19 protein-coding genes are annotated in these 21,755 nt (G+C 75.1%); 9 read left to right on the top strand and 10 right to left on the bottom strand.

Annotation, left to right across the window (positions count from 1 at the left end; translation table 11 throughout):
* Positions 1-241: 241 nt before the first annotated feature.
* Entirely contained in the window at positions 242-1,012 is a 771-nt protein-coding gene (locus tag ACZ6EJ_RS06890; RefSeq protein WP_469265081.1) for a GntR family transcriptional regulator, read from the bottom strand.
* A gap of 285 nt (positions 1,013-1,297) precedes the next feature.
* A complete protein-coding gene (locus tag ACZ6EJ_RS06885; protein WP_469265080.1) occupies positions 1,298-2,182 on the bottom strand; it encodes an RNA polymerase sigma-70 factor in 885 nt (294 codons plus the stop codon).
* Between the two features lie 136 nt (positions 2,183-2,318).
* Here ACZ6EJ_RS06885 and ACZ6EJ_RS06880 point away from each other — a divergent pair, with 136 nt between their 5' ends.
* From ACZ6EJ_RS06880 to ACZ6EJ_RS06870, 3 genes are all read left to right on the top strand, one after another.
* Entirely contained in the window at positions 2,319-3,149 is an 831-nt protein-coding gene (locus ACZ6EJ_RS06880) for an alpha/beta fold hydrolase (RefSeq protein WP_469265079.1), read from the top strand.
* A gap of 158 nt (positions 3,150-3,307) precedes the next feature.
* Positions 3,308-4,891: an alkaline phosphatase D family protein gene (locus tag ACZ6EJ_RS06875; RefSeq protein WP_469265078.1), complete on the top strand. Its 1,584-nt coding sequence runs from the start codon at positions 3,308-3,310 to the stop codon at positions 4,889-4,891.
* Between the two features lie 445 nt (positions 4,892-5,336).
* A complete protein-coding gene (locus ACZ6EJ_RS06870; RefSeq protein ID WP_469265077.1) occupies positions 5,337-6,815 on the top strand; it encodes a GNAT family N-acetyltransferase in 1,479 nt (492 codons plus the stop codon).
* On the opposite strand, the gene ACZ6EJ_RS06865 is transcribed toward ACZ6EJ_RS06870, so the two are convergent.
* Entirely contained in the window at positions 6,721-7,962 is a 1,242-nt protein-coding gene (locus ACZ6EJ_RS06865) for a trans-sulfuration enzyme family protein (protein ID WP_469265076.1), read from the bottom strand. The genes ACZ6EJ_RS06870 and ACZ6EJ_RS06865 overlap by 95 nt on opposite strands.
* A 59-nt stretch (positions 7,963-8,021) precedes the next feature.
* Between ACZ6EJ_RS06865 and ACZ6EJ_RS06860 the strand changes: the two genes are divergently transcribed.
* The 3 genes from ACZ6EJ_RS06860 to ACZ6EJ_RS06850 all read left to right on the top strand — a co-directional run bounded on the left by ACZ6EJ_RS06860 (position 8,022) and on the right by ACZ6EJ_RS06850 (position 11,219).
* The gene (locus tag ACZ6EJ_RS06860; protein WP_469265075.1) at positions 8,022-8,501 is read left to right on the top strand and encodes an Lrp/AsnC family transcriptional regulator; all 480 of its coding nucleotides are present in this window, start codon (positions 8,022-8,024) and stop codon (positions 8,499-8,501) included.
* 88 nt (positions 8,502-8,589) lie between these two features.
* Positions 8,590-10,278 (top strand): DUF885 domain-containing protein, encoded by a 1,689-nt coding sequence (locus tag ACZ6EJ_RS06855; RefSeq protein ID WP_469265074.1) that lies wholly within the window; start codon positions 8,590-8,592, stop codon positions 10,276-10,278.
* A gap of 59 nt (positions 10,279-10,337) precedes the next feature.
* The gene (locus tag ACZ6EJ_RS06850; RefSeq protein WP_469265073.1) at positions 10,338-11,219 is read left to right on the top strand and encodes an ATP-grasp domain-containing protein; all 882 of its coding nucleotides are present in this window, start codon (positions 10,338-10,340) and stop codon (positions 11,217-11,219) included.
* Positions 11,220-11,535: 316 nt separating this feature from the next.
* Here the strand turns inward: ACZ6EJ_RS06850 and ACZ6EJ_RS06845 are convergent, their stop codons facing one another.
* The 3 genes from ACZ6EJ_RS06845 to ACZ6EJ_RS06835 all read right to left on the bottom strand — a co-directional run bounded on the left by ACZ6EJ_RS06845 (position 11,536) and on the right by ACZ6EJ_RS06835 (position 16,547).
* Positions 11,536-14,565, bottom strand: coding sequence for an AAA family ATPase (locus tag ACZ6EJ_RS06845; protein ID WP_469265072.1), 3,030 nt, complete (start codon positions 14,563-14,565; stop codon positions 11,536-11,538).
* Complete coding sequence (locus tag ACZ6EJ_RS06840) at positions 14,562-15,731, bottom strand: exonuclease SbcCD subunit D (protein ID WP_469265071.1); 1,170 nt, start codon at positions 15,729-15,731, stop codon at positions 14,562-14,564. The genes ACZ6EJ_RS06845 and ACZ6EJ_RS06840 overlap by 4 nt, the downstream gene beginning before the upstream one ends.
* 189 nt (positions 15,732-15,920) lie before the next feature.
* Positions 15,921-16,547 carry a YigZ family protein gene (locus tag ACZ6EJ_RS06835; RefSeq protein WP_469265070.1) on the bottom strand — a complete coding sequence of 209 codons (627 nt, stop codon included), beginning with the start codon at positions 16,545-16,547 and terminating at the stop codon, positions 15,921-15,923.
* A gap of 64 nt (positions 16,548-16,611) precedes the next feature.
* Between ACZ6EJ_RS06835 and ACZ6EJ_RS06830 the strand changes: the two genes are divergently transcribed.
* Positions 16,612-17,028, top strand: coding sequence for a CoA-binding protein (locus tag ACZ6EJ_RS06830; protein ID WP_469265069.1), 417 nt, complete (start codon positions 16,612-16,614; stop codon positions 17,026-17,028).
* Positions 17,029-17,047: 19 nt separating this feature from the next.
* Here the strand turns inward: ACZ6EJ_RS06830 and ACZ6EJ_RS06825 are convergent, their stop codons facing one another.
* Both ACZ6EJ_RS06825 and ACZ6EJ_RS06820 read right to left on the bottom strand, forming a co-directional pair.
* Positions 17,048-17,602 carry a YbaK/EbsC family protein gene (locus ACZ6EJ_RS06825; protein WP_469265068.1) on the bottom strand — a complete coding sequence of 185 codons (555 nt, stop codon included), beginning with the start codon at positions 17,600-17,602 and terminating at the stop codon, positions 17,048-17,050.
* 76 nt (positions 17,603-17,678) lie between these two features.
* On the bottom strand, positions 17,679-18,455 hold the full coding sequence (locus ACZ6EJ_RS06820) for an acyltransferase (protein ID WP_469265067.1): 777 nt from the start codon (positions 18,453-18,455) through the stop codon (positions 17,679-17,681).
* Positions 18,456-18,615: 160 nt separating this feature from the next.
* On the opposite strand from ACZ6EJ_RS06820, the gene ACZ6EJ_RS06815 reads away from it, so the two are divergent.
* Positions 18,616-19,146, top strand: a complete 531-nt coding sequence (locus ACZ6EJ_RS06815; protein ID WP_469265136.1) for a gamma carbonic anhydrase family protein — start codon at positions 18,616-18,618, stop codon at positions 19,144-19,146.
* Positions 19,147-19,228: 82 nt separating this feature from the next.
* Here the strand turns inward: ACZ6EJ_RS06815 and ACZ6EJ_RS06810 are convergent, their stop codons facing one another.
* The gene (locus ACZ6EJ_RS06810) at positions 19,229-19,666 is read right to left on the bottom strand and encodes a YiiD C-terminal domain-containing protein (RefSeq protein ID WP_469265135.1); all 438 of its coding nucleotides are present in this window, start codon (positions 19,664-19,666) and stop codon (positions 19,229-19,231) included.
* A gap of 121 nt (positions 19,667-19,787) precedes the next feature.
* Between ACZ6EJ_RS06810 and ACZ6EJ_RS06805 the strand changes: the two genes are divergently transcribed.
* Entirely contained in the window at positions 19,788-20,867 is a 1,080-nt protein-coding gene (locus ACZ6EJ_RS06805) for a DUF8017 domain-containing protein (protein ID WP_469265066.1), read from the top strand.
* 25 nt (positions 20,868-20,892) lie between these two features.
* Here the strand turns inward: ACZ6EJ_RS06805 and ACZ6EJ_RS06800 are convergent, their stop codons facing one another.
* A complete protein-coding gene (locus tag ACZ6EJ_RS06800; RefSeq protein WP_469265065.1) occupies positions 20,893-21,738 on the bottom strand; it encodes a spermidine synthase in 846 nt (281 codons plus the stop codon).
* Between the last annotated feature and the right edge of the window lie 17 nt (positions 21,739-21,755).

The raw sequence follows: 21,755 nt of genomic DNA, 5'->3' as shown, positions 1-21,755 counted from the left end.
TCCGCAGCCAAGGCCTGCGGCCACCCCGGCCAGTGGCCGCCGGGGCCGGGCAGGCCGGCGGCTCGCGCCGCCCAAGGAGCGACCCGAGCGGGGCGGAGCCGGGCGGGCGGTCCCGTCGGGGGGAGTCCGCGGGCCCGAAGAGCGAAGGAAGGGAAGCGGAGGAGCGGAAAGACGGAAAACCGCTGCTCCCGGAGGGGTGGTGTGCCCCGGGAGCAGCGGTGGGCGGCCGAGGCCGGCGGCGTCAGGACGCCTGGCGTTCGCGCCCCTCGTCGTGGCTGATCTCCAGCGCGCCCGAGTCCCCGAAGGTGAGGCGGCAGGTGTCGGCCCGGTAGGTGGCGACGGAGACGGCCGCCGTCGTGCCCGCGGCGAAGTAGCGGGTGGTGACCACCAGGACGGGCGCGCCGGGGAGCCGGTCGAGCTCCTTGGCGTCGTCCGCCCGCGCCGATCCGAGCTCGACGGAGCGGTCCTGCCCCTCCAGGCCCAGGCGGTGCAGCTCGCGCAGCACGCTCCGGGCGCGGACCGTGCCGGACGGGGCGTCGATGGCGGACAGGTCGGGGACGGAGGAGGACGGGATGTAGAGCAGCTCGGCCGCGACCGCCTGGCCGTGGGTGTCGCGGATGCGGCGCACCACGTGGACATGCTCGGACCGGCCCGTCCCGAGCATGTCGGCCACCGCCGAGGGGGCCTTGTCCAACGTGCAGTCGACCGGCTGCCAGGCCTCGCCGCTGACGCCGCCCGCCCATTCGTGCTGGGCCGTGGAGACGGCGACGCCCACGCGCGGCGGGGCGACGGTCGTCCCGACGCCGCGGCGGCGCTGCAGCCTGCCTTCGAGTTCGAGCTGCTCCAGCGCCTGCCGGAGCGTGGCTCGTGCGACACCGAACCGGGCCGCGAGGTCACGCTCGTTGGGCAGGATCTCCCCCACCGCGAAGTCCGAGTCGAGTGCCTCACTGAGCACGGTCCTGAGGTGCCAGTACTTCGGCTCCTGCACCGATTCCAGCTGCGTGGTCCCCACCCTGTCCTCCGCAATCGCCCAGCGGCTTTTCCGCGACGTTATTTATTAAAGGTTCTTACCTTAAGTGAGACCCTAGGACGGCGCACCCCCTTGGTCAAGACCAATACTTATCCCGTAACGGAACGAAACGGAACTTCTCAGCCGTGCGTTCACGAAACGTTCGCGGCACTGTGACGCCCGCAGGACACAGAGCCCCGCCATCCGATCGATGGCGGGGCTCTGACCAGGCCCGGAACGAGCCCCTGGCGACGTTCGTACCGCGGCAGCGAGGGCCGGTCGCGCCGGTCAGACGGCGGGCAGCCCGGAGAGCTTGTCCGGATTACGAATGATATAGGCGCATTGAATGGCGCCTTCGACGACTTCGACCTGGAACGCGGCGTCCGGTCGTCCGTCCACGTAGTACACGACGGCGGGCCCCCCGTTGAGCTCCACGATGCGGATCTCTCCGTCCGGGCCCAGCTCCCCCATGACCGCGAAGAGGAACCGGCCGACCTTGTCGGCCGTCTCGATGACCCGCCGCGGCGCCTTGGCCTTGCCGCCGCTGTCGCTGACGAGCCGGACGTCCGGGGCCAGCAGGGCGAGCAGTTGCTCGATGCCGCCCCCGGAGGCGGCGGCCAGGAACCGTTCGGTCAGGTCGCGGCGCTCGACGGGATCGACCTCGTAGCGGGGCTTGCGTTCCTCCACATGCCGCCGGGCGCGGCCGGCGAGCTGCCGGACGGCCGCCTCGGTGCGGTCCAGGGCGGTGGCGATCTCGGCGTAGGGGAAGCCGAAGGCCTCCCGGAGCACGAACACCGCGCGCTCCAGCGGCGAGAGCGATTCCAGGACGACCAGCACGGCGATCGAGACGGAGTCGGCGAGGACGGCGCGCTCCGCCGTGTCGGGCAGGGCGGGGCCGTAGTCCGTGACCACCGGCTCGGGCAGCCAGGGGCCCACGTAGGACTCCCGGCGCGACTGCACTTGGCGGAGCCGGTCGATGGCCAGCCGGGTGGTGATCCGCACCAGGAAGGCCCGCGGTTCGCGGACGTCCTCGCGCTCCGCGGCCGACCACCTCAGCCAGGCTTCCTGCACGACGTCCTCGGCGTCGGCGACGCGGCCGAGCATCCGGTAGGCGACGCCCGTCAGCACGGGTCGGTGTTCCTCGAAGAGGTCGGTCGCGGTGTCGACTGTCACCCGTCCATCCCAGCCGACACGCCGGTCGGTGTCCAGCGGGAATCGCCGGACCCCTTGAACTGCAAGCTACTCGACGGTAATTGTTGTTGACGAGTTGTCTACTCACCCGAGACGTCCAGCCACCGCAGGGAGCAGCATGACCACCACGGTCTCCTTCACCGCCCCCACGGCCGACGGCCCCCGGCCGGTGTCGGTCGTCTACGAACGGTCCGGCTCCGGCGAACCGTTGCTGCTGCTCCACGGCATCGGCCACCACCTCCAGGCCTGGCACCCGGTGACGCGGATCCTCGCCGCCGAGCGGGAGGTGATCGCCGTGGACCTGCCCGGCTTCGGCGCCTCGGCCCCGCTGCCGGACGGGACCCGGTACGACCTCCCCACCGTCGCCGGGGTCCTCGCGGCCTTCTGCGAGGAACTCGGCCTGGACCGCCCGCACGTGGCCGGCAACTCCCTGGGCGGCCTGCTCGCCCTGGAGCTGGGGCGCACCGAACTCGTCCGCTCGGTCACGGCGCTGGCCCCGGCCGGGTTCTGGAACGAGGCGGAGCGGCGCTACGCCTTCACGACGCTGCGGGCGATGCGCCGCGGCGCGCTGGCGATGCCCGTCGCGATGATCGAGCGGCTCTCGCGCAGCGCGGCCGGCCGCACGGCTCTGACGAGCACCATCTACGCCCGGCCCGCGCGGCGTTCGCCGGAGGCCGCCGTCGCCGAGACCCTCGCGCTGCGCGGGGCGACGGGATTCCACCAGACGCTGGAGTCGGGCCGGAGCACCCTCTTCGGCGACGACGTCAAGGGCATCCCCGTCACCGTCGCCTGGGGCGCCCGCGACCGCATACTGCTGCGCAGGCAGGGAGTGCGCGCCAAGCGGGTCATCCCCGAGGCCCGGCTGGTGCGGCTGCCCGGCTGCGGCCACGTGCCGATGAACGACGATCCGGCGCTGGTGGCGCGCGTCATCCTGGACACCAGCCGCTGAGGGGGCCCGGTCCGACCCCGTCCGACGGGCGCCGTTCACCCGCGGTTGGGGTGGTGGCCGCCGCCGGGCACTAGGCATGGGCGGAGACCGGCGTCGGCCGGGGCGGGCCGCGTCCGTCCCGGACCGGCGCACTGCCACCGCACCCTGGAGACGCATCGATGCCGTACCGCCCTCGTATCCCCTCGCCCGGCCGCCGAGCGGTCCTGCGCGGGTCCCTGATCGCCCCGGCGGCGGTCGCCCTGTCGCCCGCCGCCGCCTCCGCGGCGCCCGCGCTGACGCTGGCGGGTCGGCCCGAGGCCTCCTGGGGCGTCCAGGTGGGGAGCGTGACGGCCTCCTCGGCGCTGGTGTGGGTGCGGTCGGACCGGCCGGCCCGGATGCTGGTGGAGACCTCGGCGACCGAGACGTTCCGGCGGGTCCGCAGGTGGCACGGGCCGCTGGTCGGGCCGGGCACGGACTTCACCGGCACGACGCCGCTGTACGGCCTGCCCGCGGGCGAGCAGGTGCACTACCGCGTCACGCTCGCCGACCCGGCCGACCCCCGGCGCACCGGCAGACCGGTGTACGGCACCTTCCGCACCGCCCCGGCCCGGCGACGCGACGGAGTGCGCTTCCTGTGGTCCGGCGACATCGCGGGGCAGGGGTGGGGCATCAACCCGGACATCGGCGGCTACCGGGCGTACGAGGAGATGCGCCGGCTGGACCCCGACTTCTTCCTGTGCAGCGGTGACAGCATCTACGCGGACGGGCCGCTCCAGCCGAGCGTGACGCTGCCGGACGGCCGGATCTGGCGCAACATCATGACCGACGAGAAGGCGAAGGTCGCCGAGACGCTGGCGGAATACCGGGGCAACTTCCGCTACAACCTGCTCGACGCGAACTTCCGCCGCTTCAACGCGCAGGTGCCCTCCATCGTGCAGTGGGACGACCACGAGGTGCGCAACAACTGGTATCCGGGGCAGATCCTCGACGACGCCCGGTACACCGAGAAGAACGTCGACATCCTCGCGGCGCGCTCCGCGCGGGCCTTCCACGAGTACGTCCCGCTCTCGCCCTCGTACGGCTCCGCGCGGCGGTCCCGGATGTACCGCGTCGTCCACCACGGGCCGCTGCTGGACGTGTTCGTCCTCGACATGCGCTCGTACCGCAACGCCAACTCCCCCAACCGGCAGGCGGACGACACGACCGGCATCCTCGGCGCCGAGCAACTGCGCTGGCTCAAGCGCTCGCTCGCCGCGTCGCGGGCGGTGTGGAAGGTCATCGCGGCCGACATGCCGCTCGGCCTGGTGGTGCCCGACGGGGCGACGAACTTCGAAGCGGTGGCGCAGGGCGATCCGGGGGCTCCGCTCGGACGGGAGCTCCAGGTCGCCGAGCTGCTGCGGTTCATCAAGCACCGCAAGGTCACCGGCACGGTCTGGCTGACGGCGGACGTGCACTACACCTCGGCCCAGCACTACGCGCCGGAGCGGGCGGCGTTCAAGGACTTCGCCCCGTTCTGGGAGTTCGTCTCGGGCCCGCTGGCGGCGGGCGGTTTCCCGGCCAACGCGCTGGACGGCACCTTCGGCCCCGACCGGGTCTTCGTCCGGGCCCCGGACCGGGCGAACGTGTCGCCGATGGAGTCCCCGCAGTATTTCGGCGAGGTCGAGATCGACGGCGGCAGCGCCGATCTGACCGTCCGGCTGCGGGCGGAGGGCGGGTCGGTGCTGTTCAGCAAGGTGCTCCGGCCGGGTCGCGTCGGGCAGTGAGCGCGGGACGGGCCCCGCGCGGCCGACCGGGCTCCTGACGGTCGCCGTGCGGGGCCCGTCGGGAGCTGAGCCCCGCGGTGGCCCGTCGGTCGGGAGCCGAGCCGCGCGGCGGCGCGGCGGGCGCGGGGGCCGGTGGCCGTGCCTCCCGTCCGGGGGCCGCCGATCGGGGTCCTCGTCGGAGCGGCCGAGCGGTCGGGGCTCGGTCCGGACCCGGCCGGCACGCGTCGGCCGTACGCACGGTCGGACGGGGCGCGTGGTCCCGCGGGCCCCCGGTGGTCGAGCGCCCGGCGTCGTGCGCGCGGGGCTCCGCCGCAACGGCCCCGCCGCCCGGTCGGAGCCGCGGTTCGTACGGCCGGGACGCGGCGAGGAGCGACCAGCGCCCCGATTAACCCATCGGTCACAGGGCGTTCGTGGTCAGGCAACACCCGTCGTTCACAGTGAGGATATGACTGATGTGATATCCGCGAAGAGCGCCCGCCGCCCGTACCACTGGCGGCGGGGACTGATCGAGTCGGCCGCCCTGTGCACCGCGGTGGCCGTGGCCGACGCGGTCGCCCACCTGCTGGGAAGGGGAGCGGACGGTCCCCATCTGCTCATGGCCTCGGCCGTGGCGCTCGGGGCCGCGGCGATGTTCCACACCTGGTGGGCCCGGCGGCACAGCCACGCGCACCCGCCCGATCGCGCGGGGACGGATCCGGCGGCGGACGGGGCCGCGGAGGAGACCGTGCTCTGGCGGATGCGGACGACGGTGCGCGACGCGCCGGGGAGCCTGGCCGAACTGTGCCTGGCCCTCGCCCGGCTCCGGGTCGACATCCTCACGCTGCAGACCCACCCGCTCGCTCGGGGGACCGTCGACGAGTTCCTGCTGCGGTCGCCGGCCACGCTCCAGGCGGGCGAACTCACCCGTGAGATCGCGGCCGCGGGCGGCGGCTCCCCCTGGATCGAGCGGGCGGACGCCCATGACCTGGTCGACGTCCCGACCCGGATGCTGTCCCTGGCCACACGGACGGCGCTCGACGCTGCCGAACTGCCCCTCGCGCTGCGCCAACTGCTCGGCCGGTGCACCATCCACTCGACGCCCGCCGTCTCCGTGACCGGGCGCCCCACCGGGGAGAGCGCCCCGGTCGAAGGGGTGCTGGAGGAGACGGTGATGCGGCTGCGCGACCCGTCCGGCGGGGTCATCTCCGTGGAACGCCCCTACCTGCCGTTCACGCCGACGGAGTTCGCGCGGGCGCGCGCCCTGGTCGAGCTGGACGCGCGCCTCGGACCTCGGGTGCCGCGCGGCACGGACGTGCTGTCGCTGCCCGAGGGCGGCGAGATCACCGTGCGCCGCGCCGACCGGCGGGACGCCGCCGCCGCCCGCGCCCTGCACGACCGGTGCTCGCAGCGGACCCTGGGCCTGCGCTACCACGGTCCCGTGGGGGACGCGGACCGCTACCTCGACCATCTGCTGAGCCCCCGCTTCGGCCGCACCCTGGCCGCGCAGACGGCCTCCGGCGACCTGGTGGCCCTCGGCCACCTGCTGTGGGACGGCGACGAGACGGAGGTCGCGCTCCTCGTCGAGGACGACTGGCAGCGTCGGGGCATCGGCTCCGAACTGCTGCGGCGCCTGGTGGCTCTGGCCGGTGAGGCGGGCTGCGACAGCGTGTACGCCGTGACCCAGTCCCGCAACACCGGCATGGTGGCCGCGATGCGCGCGCTGAACCTGCCCCTCGACTACCAGATAGAGGAGGGGACGCTGGTCATCACCGCCCGCCTGACGGCAGAACGGCCGGTGACCGAGCGGCCGGTGGCGCAGCCCGCGAGCGAGCAGCCGGCACGGGCACACCTCACGGACGGACCGGGGTGGAGCGCGCCGGAGGGCGGGGCGACGGCGAAGCGGTCCGCCCGCCCCGCCGCGCCGGGGGAACGGGCCCGCCGCTGAGCGCCTGGCACAGGTCCGCCCACAGGTCCTCGACGTCCTCCAGCCCGACCGACATCCGCAGCAGCCGGTCGCCCACGCCGGACGCCCGCCGGTCTCCCTCGTCCACGATGCGGTGGCTGATGGAGGCCGGGTGCTGGATCAGCGAGTCCACGCTGCCCAGGCTGACCGCGGGCGTGATCAGCCGCACCGCCGAGATCACCCGGTGCGGGTCCCCGTACACCTCGAAGGCGATCATCGCGCCGCCGATCCGCGGGTAGTGCACGCGGGCGATCCGCGGGTCGGCGGAGAGCCTGCGGGCGAGGTCGGACGCGGTCGCCGAGGCGGCCCGGACACGTACGGGAAGCGTGGACAGGCCGCGCAGCAGCAGGTAGCCGGCGAGGGGGTGCAGCACGCCGCCGGTGGCGAACCGCACCTGGCGCAGCCGGGCGGCGAACTCCTCGTCGCAGGCCACCACTCCGCCCATGACGTCGCCGTGTCCGCCCAGGTACTTGGTGGCGCTGTGCAGGACGATCCGCGCGCCGTGTTCGACGGGGCGCTGGAGGACGGGGGTGGCGAAGGTGTTGTCGACCAGCAGCGGCACGGAACCGCAGGAGTGGGCGACGGCCCGGACGTCGATCTCGGCCAGCGTCGGGTTGGCCGGCGTCTCCACCATCACGAGCCCGGTGTCCGGGCGGATCGCGTCGGCGATGCCCGCCGGATCGGTCCAGGTCACCTCGGTGCCCAGCAGCCCGGCGCCGAGCAGGTGGTCGCTGCAGCCGTAGAGCGGGCGCACCGCGACGACGTGGCGCGGCCCCGCGCTCGCGCGGGCGAGCAGCACCGCGGTGAGCGCCGCCATGCCGCTGGCGAAGGCGACCGCGCTCTCGGTCCCCTCCAGACGGGCGAGCGCCGTCTCGAACCGGGCGGTGGTCGGGTTGTCGAGCCGGGCGTAGACGGGCGGTCCGTCGGGGCGGGCGCCGGTGGCGGCGAAGGCGTCGATCCGTTCGGCCTCGCCGCGCGAGTCGGCACAGGGGTAGGTGGTGGACAGGTCGATCGGCGGGGCGTGCAGGCCGAGGGGGGCGAGGTCGTCGCGTCCGGCGTGCACGGCTTCGGTGGCGAGCGCCCTGGGCGGGGTGGCGGCAGGGGGCGTCATCGAGACATCGTCGTCCATGCGGCCACTCTGAACAGTGGCCGCCTCATAGTGGCGAACACCCGTGCTACGTTCGGCAGATGGCTGATTCCGTCGCACTGGACCCGGTGGATCTGCACATTCTGCGGCTGCTGCAGAACGACGCACGGACCACGTACCGTCAGCTCGCCGCCGAGGTGGGGGTGGCTGCTTCGACGTGCCTGGACCGGGTGGCCCGGCTGCGCCGCTGCGGGGTGATCCTCGGCGACCAACTGCGGCTGGACGCGGCGAAGCTCGGCCGGGGGCTCCAGGCGCTGCTCCTGGTGCAGGTCAGGCCGCACCGCCGGGAGCTGATCGGACCGTTCGTCGAGCGGGTCAGGGCCCTGCCGGAGTCCCGCGCGCTGTTCCACCTCACCGGCCCCGACGACTACCTCGTGCAGGTGGCGGTGGCCGACACGGCCGATCTCCAGCGCCTGGTCCTGGACGAGTTCACCTCGCGCCGCGAGGTGGCGCGCGTGGAGACGCGCCTGGTCTTCCAGCAGTGGGACTGCGGTCCGCTGCTGCCGCCCGCCGGGAGGTGACGCGGCGGGGCCCCGGGGGCGATCGGCCCGCGCCCGTCGAAGATTTTCGGGGGTGACGGGAGGTGCGCCGCCGTACGAGGATGTCCGCATGTCAGACACTGCGAGCAGCGCGCTCCCCCGTCAGGTCGCCGACGCCTACGTCGACGCACTCATCGAACTCGACCCCATCACGGGCACCTACCTGGGCGTGCCCGAAAGTTCGCGCCGACTGCCCGACTTCTCCCCGGCCGGCCAGGCCGCGACCGCCGACCTCATCCGCGCGACGCTGCGCGAGCTGGACGCCGCCGAGGGGCGCCCCGGTGCGGACAGCGATGCCGAACGGCGCTGCGGACGCCTGCTGCGGGAGCGCCTGACGGCCGAACTCGCCGTCGTCGAGGCCGAGGAGGGGCTGCGGACCGTCTCCAACATCCAGTCGCCCGCCCACAGCGTCATCGAGGTCTTCACGATCACGCCGACCGGCACCGAGGAGGAGTGGGCAGCGGTCGCCGACCGGCTGCGCGCCGTGCCCGCCGCGTACGAGGGGTACCGCGCCTCGCTCGCGCTCGGCCTGGAGCGCAAGCTGTACGGCGGACCCCGCGCGACCGCCACGTTCATCGAGCAGTTGGCGGAGCGGGGCGGCGAGAGCGGCACCCCGGCGTTCTTCACGGAGTTCGTCGCCGGCGCGCCCGACTCGTTGCGGGCGGAGCTGGAGGAGGCCGCCCGGCTCGCGACGGCCTCGGTGCTCTCGCTGCGGGACTGGGTGCGCGATGTGTACGCCCCGGCGATCGAGGGGGCCCCGGACACCGTCGGCCGGGAGCGCTACGCCCGTTGGTCGCGGCAGTACAACGGCGCCGACCTGGACCTCGACGAGGCGTACGCGTACGGCTGGTCCGAATACCACCGGCTGCTCGCCGAGATGCGCGTGGAGGCCGAGAAGATCCTGCCGGGCGCGGGCCCCTGGGAGGCGCTCGCCCACCTCGACGTGCACGGCCGGCACATCGAGGGCGTGGACGAGGTCCGCGACTGGCTCCAGAGCCTGATGGACGAGGCGATCGAGGCCCTGGACGGCACGCACTTCGACCTCGCCGAGCGGGTGCGGAAGGTGGAGTCCCGCATCGCTCCGCCCGGCGGGGCCGCCGCCCCCTACTACACCGGCCCCTCCGAGGACTTCTCGCGTCCGGGGCGCACCTGGCTGCCCACCATGGGCGAGACGCGCTTCCCGGTGTACGACCTGGTCTCCACCTGGTACCACGAGGGCGTTCCCGGCCACCATCTGCAGATCGCGCAGTGGACGCACGTCGCCGACAGCCTCTCGCGCTACCAGGCCTCGATCGGCCAGGTCAGCGCCAACGCCGAGGGATGGGCGCTGTACGCGGAGCGGTTGATGGACGAGTTGGGCTTCCTGCCCGACGCCGAGCGGCGGCTCGGCTATCTCGACGCCCAGATGATGCGGGCCTGCCGGGTGATCGTGGACATCGGTATGCACCTGGAGCTGGAGATCCCCGCGGACTCCCCCTTCCATCCGGGCGAGCGGTGGACGCCCGCCCTGGCGCAGGAGTTCTTCGGCTCCCACAGCGGCAGGCCCGCCGACTTCGTGGAGAGCGAGATCACCCGCTACCTGTCCATGCCGGGGCAGGCCATCGGCTACAAGCTGGGCGAGCGCGCCTGGCTGCTCGGCCGGGAGAAGGCGCGCGCGGCGCACGGCGACGCGTTCGACCTGAAGGCCTGGCACATGGCGGCGCTCTCCCAGGGGTCGCTGGGCCTGGACGACCTGGTGGACGAGTTGTCCCGGCTCTGATACCGCCCCCTGGGACGCCGGCGCCCCGCGTCCCGCCCGAGGAAGTGAGGCAGCGTGCCATGAGCGAGCGGAACGGATTCCTGTTCTGCGCCGATCCGTTGCGCCCGGCCCGGCCCGATCCGCACTTCGCCGGCGAGGTCGCGGCCGCGCGGACGGCGGGCGGACGGGTCGCGCTGCTCGACCATGACGCGCTGCTCGCCGGCGACGCGGCCGGGGCGGTCGCACGGGTGGAACGGGGCTCGGGACCGTACTGGTACCGGGGGTGGATGATCCCCTCCGCCCGGTACGCCGAGTTGGAGGCGGCGCTCGCCGTACGGGGCTGCGCCCTGCTCACCCGCGCCGCCGGATACCGCCGCGCCCATGAACTCCCCGGCTGGTACGAGGCGTTCGCCGCGCTCACGCCGCGCAGTGTCTGGCGCGCCGCGGCTCCGGGGGCGGGCCCGCCCGGCCCCGGCGAGCTGGCCGCGCTCGCGGCGCCGCTGGGGGCGGGGCCGGGCATCGTGAAGGACTTCGTGAAGTCCCGCAAGCACGAGTGGCACGAGGCCTGTTACGTGCCGGACCTGGCGGACCGCGAGCATCTGGCCGCCGTGGTCGGCCGGTTCGTGGAGTCGCAGGGCCCCTGCCTCGCCGGGGGCCTGGTGCTGCGGGCCTTCGAGCCGTTCGCCGCGGGCGGCGAGGCGCGGGTGTGGTGGGTGGACGGGGAGGCGGTCCTCGTCACCGCCCACCCCGACACCCCGGACCGCACACCCGTCCCCGAACTCGGCCCCGTACGGGAGGCGGTGGGCCGCCTGGGAGAGCGCTGGGTCACCACCGACCTGGCGCTGCGCGAGGACGGGGCGTGGCGGGTGGTGGAGGTCGGCGACGGCCAGGTCAGCGGGGCGCCCGCCGGGGCGCGGACCGGGGCCCTGTTCGCCGCGCTGGCCGCGGCCGCGCCCCGCTGACCCGCTCCCGAGCCGCCGTGCCGGCGGTCGCGGACGGCTGCCGGAGCGGTGAGCGGGCCGGTGGCGCGCGGTGAACGGCCCTCCCCGGCCTCGTCGGCACGTCTTCACGCCCCGCGCCCGCGCTCGCTGACCATCTCCCCGACCTGGTGGCCCAGTGGGGCGGGGGCCGGGCGGCGCGGGCCGAGCCGTTCGGCCAGGCCCCCGGCAGCACGCGACCACCGGGGCGGCCGGGTCCAGCGGTGGCGCCGTCCGCTCGGGGACCAGGGCGGTGGGCGATCGCCCGCCGAAGCGGCGGGGCGTCCGGCGGCCGGGCGGGTCACAGGCGGTGGCGCACCGAGGAGCCCTGCCGCTCCTTGACCACTTCGAGGCGGACCGGGATGCGGCGGCGCAGGTCCGGCACGTGGCTGACGATGCCGACGCTGCGGTCCTGCTCCCGCAGGGAGTCCAGCACGTCGAGCACGTCGTCCAGGGTCTGGTCGTCGAGGCTGCCGAACCCCTCGTCGATGAAAAGGGTGTCCAGGCGCACGCCGCCCGCCTCCTCGGTGACGACGTCGGCGAGGCCCAGCGCCAGGGCCAGCGAGGCGAAGAACGTCTCCCCGCCCGACAGGGTCGCGGTGTCCCGCTCGCTCCCGGTCCAGGCGTCGACCACGTGCAGCCCGAGTCCGGCTCTGCGCCCGCCGGTGCGGGCGTCGGAGTGGACGAGCGTGTAGCGGCCCGAGGACATCCGCTGGAGCCGCACGGTCGCCGCGGCCGCCACCTGTTCGAGCCGGGCGGCCAGGACGTACGCCTCCAGGCGCATCCGGCGCTCGTTGTCGGCGGAGGTGCCGGCCGCCAGGCCCGCGAGCCGGGCGACGCGCTCGTACTCCTGGCGCACCGGGCCCAGCCGCCGCACCTCATCGGCGGTCCGCCCGGAGAGGCGGGACAGCTCGGCGCAGCGTTCGCGGGCGGCGGCGAGCCCGGAGGCGGCGGCCCGCAGGCGCCGTTCCGACTCCTCGTACGCGCTCTGCGCGGCGGCCGGCCGGGCGGGAGGGCGCTCGGCGGCGTCGCGGGCGTCCTGCTCGGCGCGGCGGTCGGCGACCGCCGCGGCCTCGGCCTGCCAGACGTCGACGCGGTGCTGGAGTTCGCGGTGGGCCGAGGCGTCGAGGAGGGCCGCCGCGGCGGCCTGCGGGGTGTCGAAGCCGGCCCGGAACGCCGCGTCCGACAGCCGGCCGTCGGCCTCCTTGCGGCGCTGGGCGGCCTCCTGCTCGGCGCGCACGGCGTCGGCGGCGGTGTCCAGCAGCGCGATGCGGCGGGAGAGCCGTTCCGCGTACGCGGCGACGGAGTCGGACTCCCCCCGGAACGCGGCCAGTGCGCCCTCCAGCTCGGCCTGTTCGCGGTCGAGCGCCTCCCTCCGGGAGGTGCGGGCGGCGGCGCGGCGCTCGGCCTCCTGCCGGAGTTCGAGGCGCTCGCGGTGTTCGCGCTCGGCCGCGGCGAGGGCTTCGTGGGCGGCGTGCGTCCCGGCGGCGAGGCGGTGCGCCTCGGCGTGCTCCTGGGCCAACCGGTCGACGGCGATCTGGAGTTCGGCGACGCTCGGTCCGGCGGCCGGGTCCGCCGCCTCCCCGTCCGGTATGCCGTCGCGGGCCTCGGCGTGCGCCGCCGCGTGGCGCTCGAGGACGAGCCCGAGGGCCTGTTCGGCGCAGGCGCGTGCCTCCTCGGCACGCCGGTGGGCGGCGAGGGCGGCCTCCTCCGTGGCGCGGTCCACGTGGCCGTCGCCCGCCGCGGCGGGGGCCGGGTGCTCGGCGGACCCGCAGACGGTGCAGGGCTCGCCGTCGACGAGCCCCGCGGCCAGCTCCGCCGCGATGTCCCGCAGTCGCCGCTCCCGCAGCCCGAGCCAGGTCTCGTGGGCGTCGAGGGCGCGGGCGCGGGCCTCGTCCAGCGTGCGCCGGGCCGCCTCCGCCCGGTCGGCCAGCGCGTCGCGGCGGCGGGCCGCCTCCAGTCGGCGGCGGGCCGGGGCGAGGCGGCCGGCGAGCTGCTCGGCGCGGGTGGCGGCCTCCTGCGCGGTCGCGATGTCCTGCCGGAGCCGCGCGTGGACGGCGTCCCAGCCGGCCAGCCAGCCGTGCGCGTCGCGGACGACCGCGTCGTCGGAGCGGGACTCCTGCTCCAGCCGCTCGCGTTCCTCGTCGATCCGGGCGCTGCGCTGCTCGGCGCGGCGCGCCGACTCCAGGCCGCCCAACTCCTGCCGGTACCGGCGCTCCAGCTCGGTGAGCCGGTCGGCGCTCGCCTCGGCGAGATCGGGGGGCAGTTGGGCCCGGACCCGGTCGAGTGCGCCGCTCGCCGTGCGGTGCGCGCGCTCGGCCTCCTCGCGCAGGTCCAGGGCGGGCGCGACCCGTTCCGCCTTGCGGGAGCGCTCCAACCGCTCCTGGCAGCGGTCGTGTTCGGGGCGGCGCTCCTCCAGCGCCGCGGAGCGCCGCCGGGTCTCCTCGTACCGCTCCTGGAGGCGGGCCAGTTCGCGTTCGGCGTCCAGCGCCCGGCGGGCGGCGGCCTGCCGCTCCTCGGCTCCGGCGAGGGCGCATCCGGCGACGGCGAGCCGTTCGCGGGCCGTGCTGCGGGCGACGGCGGCCCACCGCAGGGCCGCTTCGGCGAGTCCGGGTTCGCCGGGCCGGGCGGTCGGCGGCGCGGTTTCGGCCCCGGCGGGCCCGGCCGCCTGGACGAGGCGCTGGGTGAGGGCGAGGATCGCCTCGTCGCCGGACTTCACCCGTGCCTCGGCCTCGCGCCGCAGTTCGGCGAGCCGCTCCTCGACGGCGGCGAAGCGGCGGGTGTCGAAGAGGCGGCCGAGCAGCTTGCCGCGGGCCTCCGCGTCGGCGCGCAGGAAGCGGGCGAAGTCGCCCTGCGGCAACAGCACGACCTGGCAGAACTGGTCGCGGCTCATGCCGATGAGCTGGGTCAGCTCCTCGCCGATCTCCTGGTGGGACTTGCTCAGGGCCCGCCAGCCGTGCTCGGGGTCGTGGACGCGCAGCCGGCTCTGGGCCTTCTCCAGGGTGAAGCCGTCGCCGCGCTTCTTGGGGCGGGGCTGGGCGGGGTTGCGGGTGACCTCCAGGCGGCGGCCGCCGACGGTCAGCTCCAACTGGACCTCGGTCGGCAGCCCGGCCGGGGCGTGGTCGCTGCGCAGGGACGCGCCGGGGCTCTGCCGGGCGCCGGGGACGGCCCCGTACAGGGCGTAGCAGACGGCGTCCAGGACCGAGGTCTTCCCGGCGCCGGTGGGTCCGTGGAGGAGGAAGAGCCCGCCGGAGGAGAGGGCGTCGAAGTCGACTTCCTGGGTGGCGCCGAACGGGCCGAAGGCGGTGAGCGTGAGGCGGTGCAGTCTCACCGGGACACCTCGCGCACGCTCTCGTCGACCCGTACGTCGTCGAACGCGGAGCGCAGGACGGTGCGTTCGAGGTCGCTGGGGCCGCTGCCGCCGCGGACGTGGGCGACGAAGTCCTCCGCGATCTGGTGGTCGTCGCGGCCCCGGAGCCGCTGGGCGTAGGAGGCCAGCGGGTCCTCCGGGGGGCGCTCGGGGTCGAAGACGAGGCTGAGGGTGTGCGGGAAGCGGCCGGCGAGGCGGGCCATGGGTTCGGCGGGGCGGACCGGGTCGGTCAGGGTGGCCTCCACCCAGGCGTGCTCGTGGCGGACCAGGGCCGGGTCCGCCAGGAGGGCGTCGAGGCGCCCCCGGAGCCGGGCGAGGGGGCGTGGGACGGGGCAGTCGATCCGCTCCTCGGCGGTGATGCGGCCGCCGCCGTCGAGGTCGACGAGCCACATGGTCTTGCGGTGGTCGGCCTCGGAGAAGGAGTAGGCGAGCGGGGAGCCGGAGTAGCGGACGCGCTCGGTGACCCGCTGGCAGCCGTGGAGATGGCCCAGCGCCACGTAGTCGACGCCGTCGAAGACCCCGGCCGGGACGGCGGCGACCCCGCCGACGGTGATGTCGCGCTCGCTGTCGCTGGGCAGCCCGCCCGCGACGAAGGCGTGGGCGAGGACGACGGAGCGGGTGCCCGGCGGGCGGGTGGCGAGGTCGGCGCGGACCCGGTGCATGGCGGCGGTGAGGACCGCCTCGTGGCCGGCTCCGGAGGCCCGCAGGCCCTCCCTGACCAGGGCGGGCTCCAGGTAGGGCAGCCCGTAGAAGGCGACGTCCCCGTGGGCGTCGGCGAGCACGACGGGGGTGGCGCAGCCCGCGGGGTCGGTCCGCAGGTGGATGCCGGCCCGTTGCAGGAGCCCCGCGCCGACGCCGAGCCGGCGGGCCGAGTCGTGGTTGCCGGAGATCATGACGGTGGGGACGCCGGCGGCGGCGAGCCGGTGCAGCGCGCGGTCGAACAGCTCGACGGCCCCGAGCGGCGGGACGGCCCGGTCGTAGACGTCGCCGGCGACGAGGACCGCGTCGACCTCCCGCTCCCCGACCGTCGCCACCAGGTGGTCCAGGTAGGCGGCCTGCGCGTCGAGCAGGGGGACGCGGTGGAAGGACCGGCCCAGGTGCCAGTCCGAGGTGTGCAGGATCCTCACGCCATCACTCCACCGGTTGCGGCCCGCATCGTCGTCCTCCACCCCGTGGGTCACGCCCCGGCTGCCCGTGATCCGCCGGCGGCGCCGCCCACGCTATCGCCGTCGGGCCGCCGGGACCGCATCGATCATGCATGTCCTGCGCGTGGGATTGCCCTCATCGTCCGCGCGGCACGTGCCGGGCCTGGGTGCTCAGGCGTCGCCGTACGCCTCGCCGCCCAGCTCCAGGGCGGCGGAGCCGGCCGTCGCGGAGGCGAGCCAGGCGGTGAACGCCTCGACGTCGGCGTCCGGCAGGCCGATCTCGATGGCGACCCGCTCCCCGTACCGCACCGCGCGGACGTCCCGCCCGGTGGCCCGCAGGTCGTTCTCCAACCTGCCCGCCCGGTGGTGGTCGACGTGGACGGTGGCGAGGCGGAAGCGCTGCCGGGTGAGGGTGCCGAGCGCGTCGAGCGCTTCGCCGACCACTCCCCCGTACGCCCGGATCAGCCCGCCCGCCCCGAGCTTGACCCCGCCGTAGTAGCGGGTGACGACCGCCGCGGCGTAGCGCACCTCGCGCCGCAGGAGCATCTGGAGCATCGGGACGCCCGCGGTGCCGCCGGGCTCGCCGTCGTCACTGGCCTTCTGCACGGAGGCGTCGGCGCCGATCACGTACGCGAAGCAGTTGTGGGTGGCGGTCGGGTGTTCCTCGCGGACGCGGGCGACGAAGTCCCGCGCCTCCTGCTCGGTGGCGGCGGGGGCGAGGGAGCACAGGAAGCGCGATCGGTTGATCTCGCTCTCGTGCACACCCGCGCGGGCGACGGTGCGGTACTGCTCCTGCATCCGTCCACCCTATGCGGGTGCGCGCGGGCGGGAATGGCGGGCGGGGGCCGTCCGTTGTCCGGGCATGGACGCAGAAGCGGAGACGATCCGGCGGATTCTTCAGGACACGGGCGACACCTGGGCGGTGGTCGGCCTGTCCGGCAACCCGTCCCGAGCGGCCTTCGGGGTGGCGCGGGTCCTTCAGCAATACGGGAAGCGGGTGGTGCCGGTGCACCCGAGGGCGGAGACCGTGCACGGGGAGCGGGGGTACGCCTCGCTCGCCGAGATCCCCTTCCCCGTCGACGTGGTGGACGTGTTCGTCAACAGCGGGCTGGCGGGCCCGGTCGCCGACGAGGCGGTGGCGGCGGGCGCGAAGGCGGTGTGGTTCCAGCTCGGGGTGGTGGACCGGGCCGCGTACGAGCGGACGCGGGCGGCGGGGCTGGACATGGTGATGGACCGGTGCCCGGCGATCGAGATCCCGAAGCTGCGCGGCGGCGTCTGAGCGGCGGGCCGGGCCTCCCTCAGACCCCGAGCCCGGCGACGAGGTCCGCGCCCGGCAGCGCGGCGAGCGCCTTGCCGGGGACGATGAGCTTGCCCCGCCGGCGGCCGCTGCCGATCAGCACCCAGTCCAGGTCCACGACGGCGGGGTCCAGCAGCAGGGGCCAGCCGGCGGGCAGGCCGATCGGGGTGATCCCGCCGTACTCCATGCCGCTCGCCCCGACCGCCGTCTCCATCGGCGCGAAGGACGCCTTGCGCGCAGCGAGGCGCCTGCGCACCGCCCCGTTGACGTCGACCCTGGCGCGGGAGAGGACCACGCAGGCGGCGTACGTGACCTCCTGACCGCGCTTGCCCGCCACGACGACGCAGTTGGCCGAGGCGTCCAGCAGTTCCCGGCCGTGGTGCTCGGCGAAGACCGCGGTGTCGGCGACGGCCGGGTCGGTGTCGACGTGGACGAGCTGGTCGGCGGTGAACCCGCCCCAGCCCTCGGCCACGGCCGCCGCGACGGGGGGCGGGAGCAGGTCGAGCCGTTCCCCGGCGGGAGCGGCGTCCTGGAAGGTCCCGATGGGTGCGCGCATGGCGATCACGCTAGCAGCGGCCGCAGCCCCGGCGGCCCGACGTCTCAGCGAGCGGAACGGCGGGACGCCGTCGGCGTCAGGGCAGGCGGAGCGTGCTCTCGGGCCCGTCCGGGGTCTCCTCCAGGCCGTCGAGCGCCAGGAGCTGCTCGGGCGTGACGCCTTCCGGGATGGGCACGGGCGCGGGCGTGCGCAGGGGCGGCTGCCAGCCCTTCTCCGGGTCCCAGGCGCGTACGACGCGGGCCGGGGCCCCGGCGACCACCGCGTGGTCGGCGACCTCCCCCCGTACCACCGACCCCGCCGCGACGACCACGTTCCGGCCGAGGCGGGCTCCGGGCAGGACCACCGCGCCGGTGCCGATCCAGCAGCCGGGGCCGATCGCGACGGGCTCGGTCCGGGGCCACTGCTTGCCCACGGGCACGTCCGGGTCGTCGTAGCTGTGGTTGGTCGAGGTGATGTAGACGTACGGGCCGCAGTACGTGTCCGAGCCGATCGAGACGGTCGTGTCCGCGATGACGTGGCTGCCGCGCCCCAGCACCACCCCGTCGCCGAGCGTGAGGATGGGGCGGGGGCCCAGGTCGAGGTCGGGCATCATCCCGGCCGTCAGCGTGACCTGCTCGCCGATGACGCAGTGCGCGCCCAGTTCGATCCAGGGTTCCCCGAACACCGTCCCCTGCGGGAAGGCGAGCCGGGTGCCCGCGCCGATCGCGCCGAACCGCAGCGGGCCGGGGTGCTCGGCGGTGACCGCGCCCGCCTCCCGCATCCACGCCCAGCCCCGGTGGACCGCGCGGGAGGCGGCTCGGCGCGGGAGGCCGGCGAGGGAGGAGAAGGAGAACGTGTTGCGGTTCTTCGGCACGCGCTCACGGTAGTCGGCGCGGTGGGCGGCGGCCCGCGCGGTGACCTGTGATGTTCACCCCACCCCTCGCCGGGCGCGGGCGGCCGTCGCCTACCGTGTGGATCGGCCCGACGCAGTGGACAGGCCCACGGAGCACCACACCGGCGCGAAGGAGCAGGCGATGGCGGAGCAGGCGTTGATCACGGGCATGGGCGGCAAGGAGCCGGACATCGACGTGGACGCGTTCGTGGCCCCCACGTCCGTGGTGATCGGCGAGGTGGCGCTCGCGCCCGGCTCCAGCGTCTGGTACCAGGCCGTGCTGCGCGCGGACTGCGGCCCGATAGCGATCGGCCCGGACAGCAATATCCAGGACAACTGCAGTGTGCACACCGACCCCGGCTTCCCGCTCACGGTGGGCGCGCGGGTCTCGGTCGGCCACAACGCGGTGCTGCACGGCTGTGTGATCGAGGACGACGTGCTGGTGGGGATGGGCGCGACGGTGCTCAACGGCGCGCACATCGGCGCGGGTTCGCTGGTCGCGGCGCAGGCCCTGGTGCCGCAGGGGATGCGGGTCCCGCCGGGGTCGCTCGTCGCGGGGGTGCCCGCCCGGGTCAAGCGGCCGCTGACGGCGGAGGAGGCGGAGGGCATCCGCTTCAACGCGGCCGGTTACGTGGAGCTGGCCAGGGCCCACCGCGCGGCGCACGCGGGCTGAGGCCGTACGGGAGCGGCCCCGGACCGCGGGCCCGTCCACGCGGGGTGGCGGGGGCCCGTGGTCCGGGGCCGCTCCCCCGGTGTCAGCTGTTGGGGCGCAGGGTCCACACGACGGTCATCTCGCCGGTGACCGCGCCGTCCGCGCGGGTGATCTCGACGGCGACGGAGAACTCGGGGCGGCCGCCCGCGTCCAGCTCGGCGACGACGTCGGCGACGGGGCGGCCGAGGGTCGCGGTGGCGGTGACGTCGCCCTTGGCGAGCTTCTTGTAACCGATCTCGGCCTTCACGGCGAGCGGCACGGCGCGGTGCAGTTGGTCGCCGAAGGCGGCGAGGACGATGGCGCCGCTGGCGGACTCGGCGAGCGTGAACATCGCGCCGGCGTGCGGGCCGCCGACGTGGTTGTGGTAGTCCGCCTGGTCGGGGAGGGAGACGACCGCGCGCTCCGCGGTCGTCTCCAGGAAGTCGAGTTTGAGGGTCCGGGTCATCGGGACCGTCGCGAGGAGCATTTCTCCGACGGACATCTGGTCAGCGCTCATGGACCGAAGGTTACTCACCGGTAGTCCCCTTTGGCCATCCCCGCGACGCCGGCGGAACCGGGGCGGCCGTAGCAGCGGGCGCTCAGCCCCTCTATGGTTACTGGCCATGTGGCCAGGACAGCAGCCGCCCGGGGGCGAGCAGAACCCGCAGGACCAGAATCCGTACCAGCAGCCGGGGTACCAGCAGCCGAATCCCTACCAGCAACCGGGATATCCGCCGCAGACCCCGCCCACGGGGCCGGGCTACGGATATCCGCAGGGTCAGCCCGGCACGCAGCCGGGGTACCCGCAGCCCCATCCCTACCAGCAGGCGACCGTGCCGCAGTACGCGGTCACGGGCCCGCCCGGCGGTCCGGGGTCCGGCGACGACAAGAAGAAGACGGCCGTCGTCGCGATCGTCGCGGCGACCGCGGTCGTCGTGACCGCCGCCGTCACCGGCTTCATCGTGCTGCAGAAGGACGACGACGGCGGCAGGGCCGTCGCCGGCGGCAAGAAGTCGGCCTCGCCCAGCGCGCAGCCCGGCGGAGGGGCCGCCGGCTCCGCGCCGCCGGCGGAGAACCCGCGGGGCGCCGACAGTGACCCGAAGCCGCTCATTCCGGGCTGGAAGGTCGTCACCAACCCCAAGTGGGGCACCCAGTTCGACGTCCCCGGCGACTGGGAGGTGGCGAGTTCGGGCATGATCTCCGGCTTCCAGGACGCCAAGGACCCCACGGGCCCGCCGGCCGCCGGGTTCTCCGCACCGGCCTACTACAAGAGCAAGTGGTGCGTCGACGACACCGACGGGGACGGCAGCGAGGAGAGCACCGGGCTCGCCGGCGTCGGGACCAAGGGCGCGCGCGGCGCGAGGAGCGCCGACGAGGCCGCGAAGAGCGAGGCCGCCAACTGGGTGTGGGCCGGCTACGCCCAGAAGGACCCCAAGGAGAAGGTCAAGATCGGCCAACCCAAGCCCTACACCACGAAGTCGGGCCTCTCCGGCAGCGTCGTGCAGGCCACCGCCCTGGGGCTGAGCAAGAAGGAGAAGTGCGACACGGACGGGAAGTCGATCGCCTTCAGCTTCAAGAACGGCAAGAACGAGTTCTCGACCTGGGTGCTCTACGCCAACGCGGGCGTGAAGGACGAGCTGCCGGAGACGACGATCCAGCAGATTCTGAGCACGGTCCGGCTCGCGGGGCAGCCCACCGGCTGAGGTCCGCCCCGCCGCCCGCAGGGGCTCAGCCGACGCTGAAGGCCCCGGCGGGCGGCTCGGGCGAGGCGACGGCGTCGGCGTCCCGCACCGGGCGGGCCCGGCCGACGAAGCGGGTCAGCGCCTCGCCGTGGGTGACGCGGGCGGGGAAGGCGTCGGCGGCGCAGCGGCGGGTGAGGGGCGCCGGGTCGATCGCGGTGTGCGAGGCGAGCAGCACCACGTTGCCGAAGCGCCGGCCGCGCAGCACCGACGGCTCCCCGATCAGCGCGACCTCGGCGAAGACCGCCGCGAAGGTGGCCAGTTGGGAGCGGAGGAAGGCGAACGGCGCACCGTCCGCGAGGTTGGCGGCGTAGATGCCGCCGGTGCGCAGCACCCGCCCGGCGGCGCGCGCGTACTCCACCGAGGTGAGGTGGGCGGGCACGCGGGAGCCGCCGAAGACGTCCGCCACGAGGACGTCGGCGGAGGCGGGGCCCGTCTCCTCCAGCCGGCTCCGGGCGTCGGCCGCGTGCACGGTGATGCCGCCGCCCTCGGGCAGCGGCAGGTGTTCGTGGACCAGCCGCAGCAGGCCCCGGTCGGCCTCCACGACGTCCTGGCGGGAACCGGGCCGGGTCGCGGCCACGTAGCGCGGCAGGGTGAGCGCCCCGCCGCCCAGGTGCAGGACGTCCAGCGGCGCGCCGGGCGCGGCCGCGCCGTCCAGCACGTGGGCGAGCCGCCGTACGTACTCGAACTCCAGGTGGCGCGGGTCGTCGAGGTCGACGTAGGACTGGGGCGCGCCGTCGACCGTGAGCAGCCAGGCCCGGTCGCGGTCCACGTCGGGCAGCAGCCGGGCGGCGCCGCCGTCGACGTCGCGGATGACGGGTATCGGCTCGTTCACCCCTCCATTGTCGCCGG

The organism is Streptomyces sp. NPDC041970, from assembly GCF_055588985.1.
The sequence above is the reverse complement of the archived record's forward strand: the minus strand, read 5'-3'. Positions and strand labels throughout refer to the sequence as shown.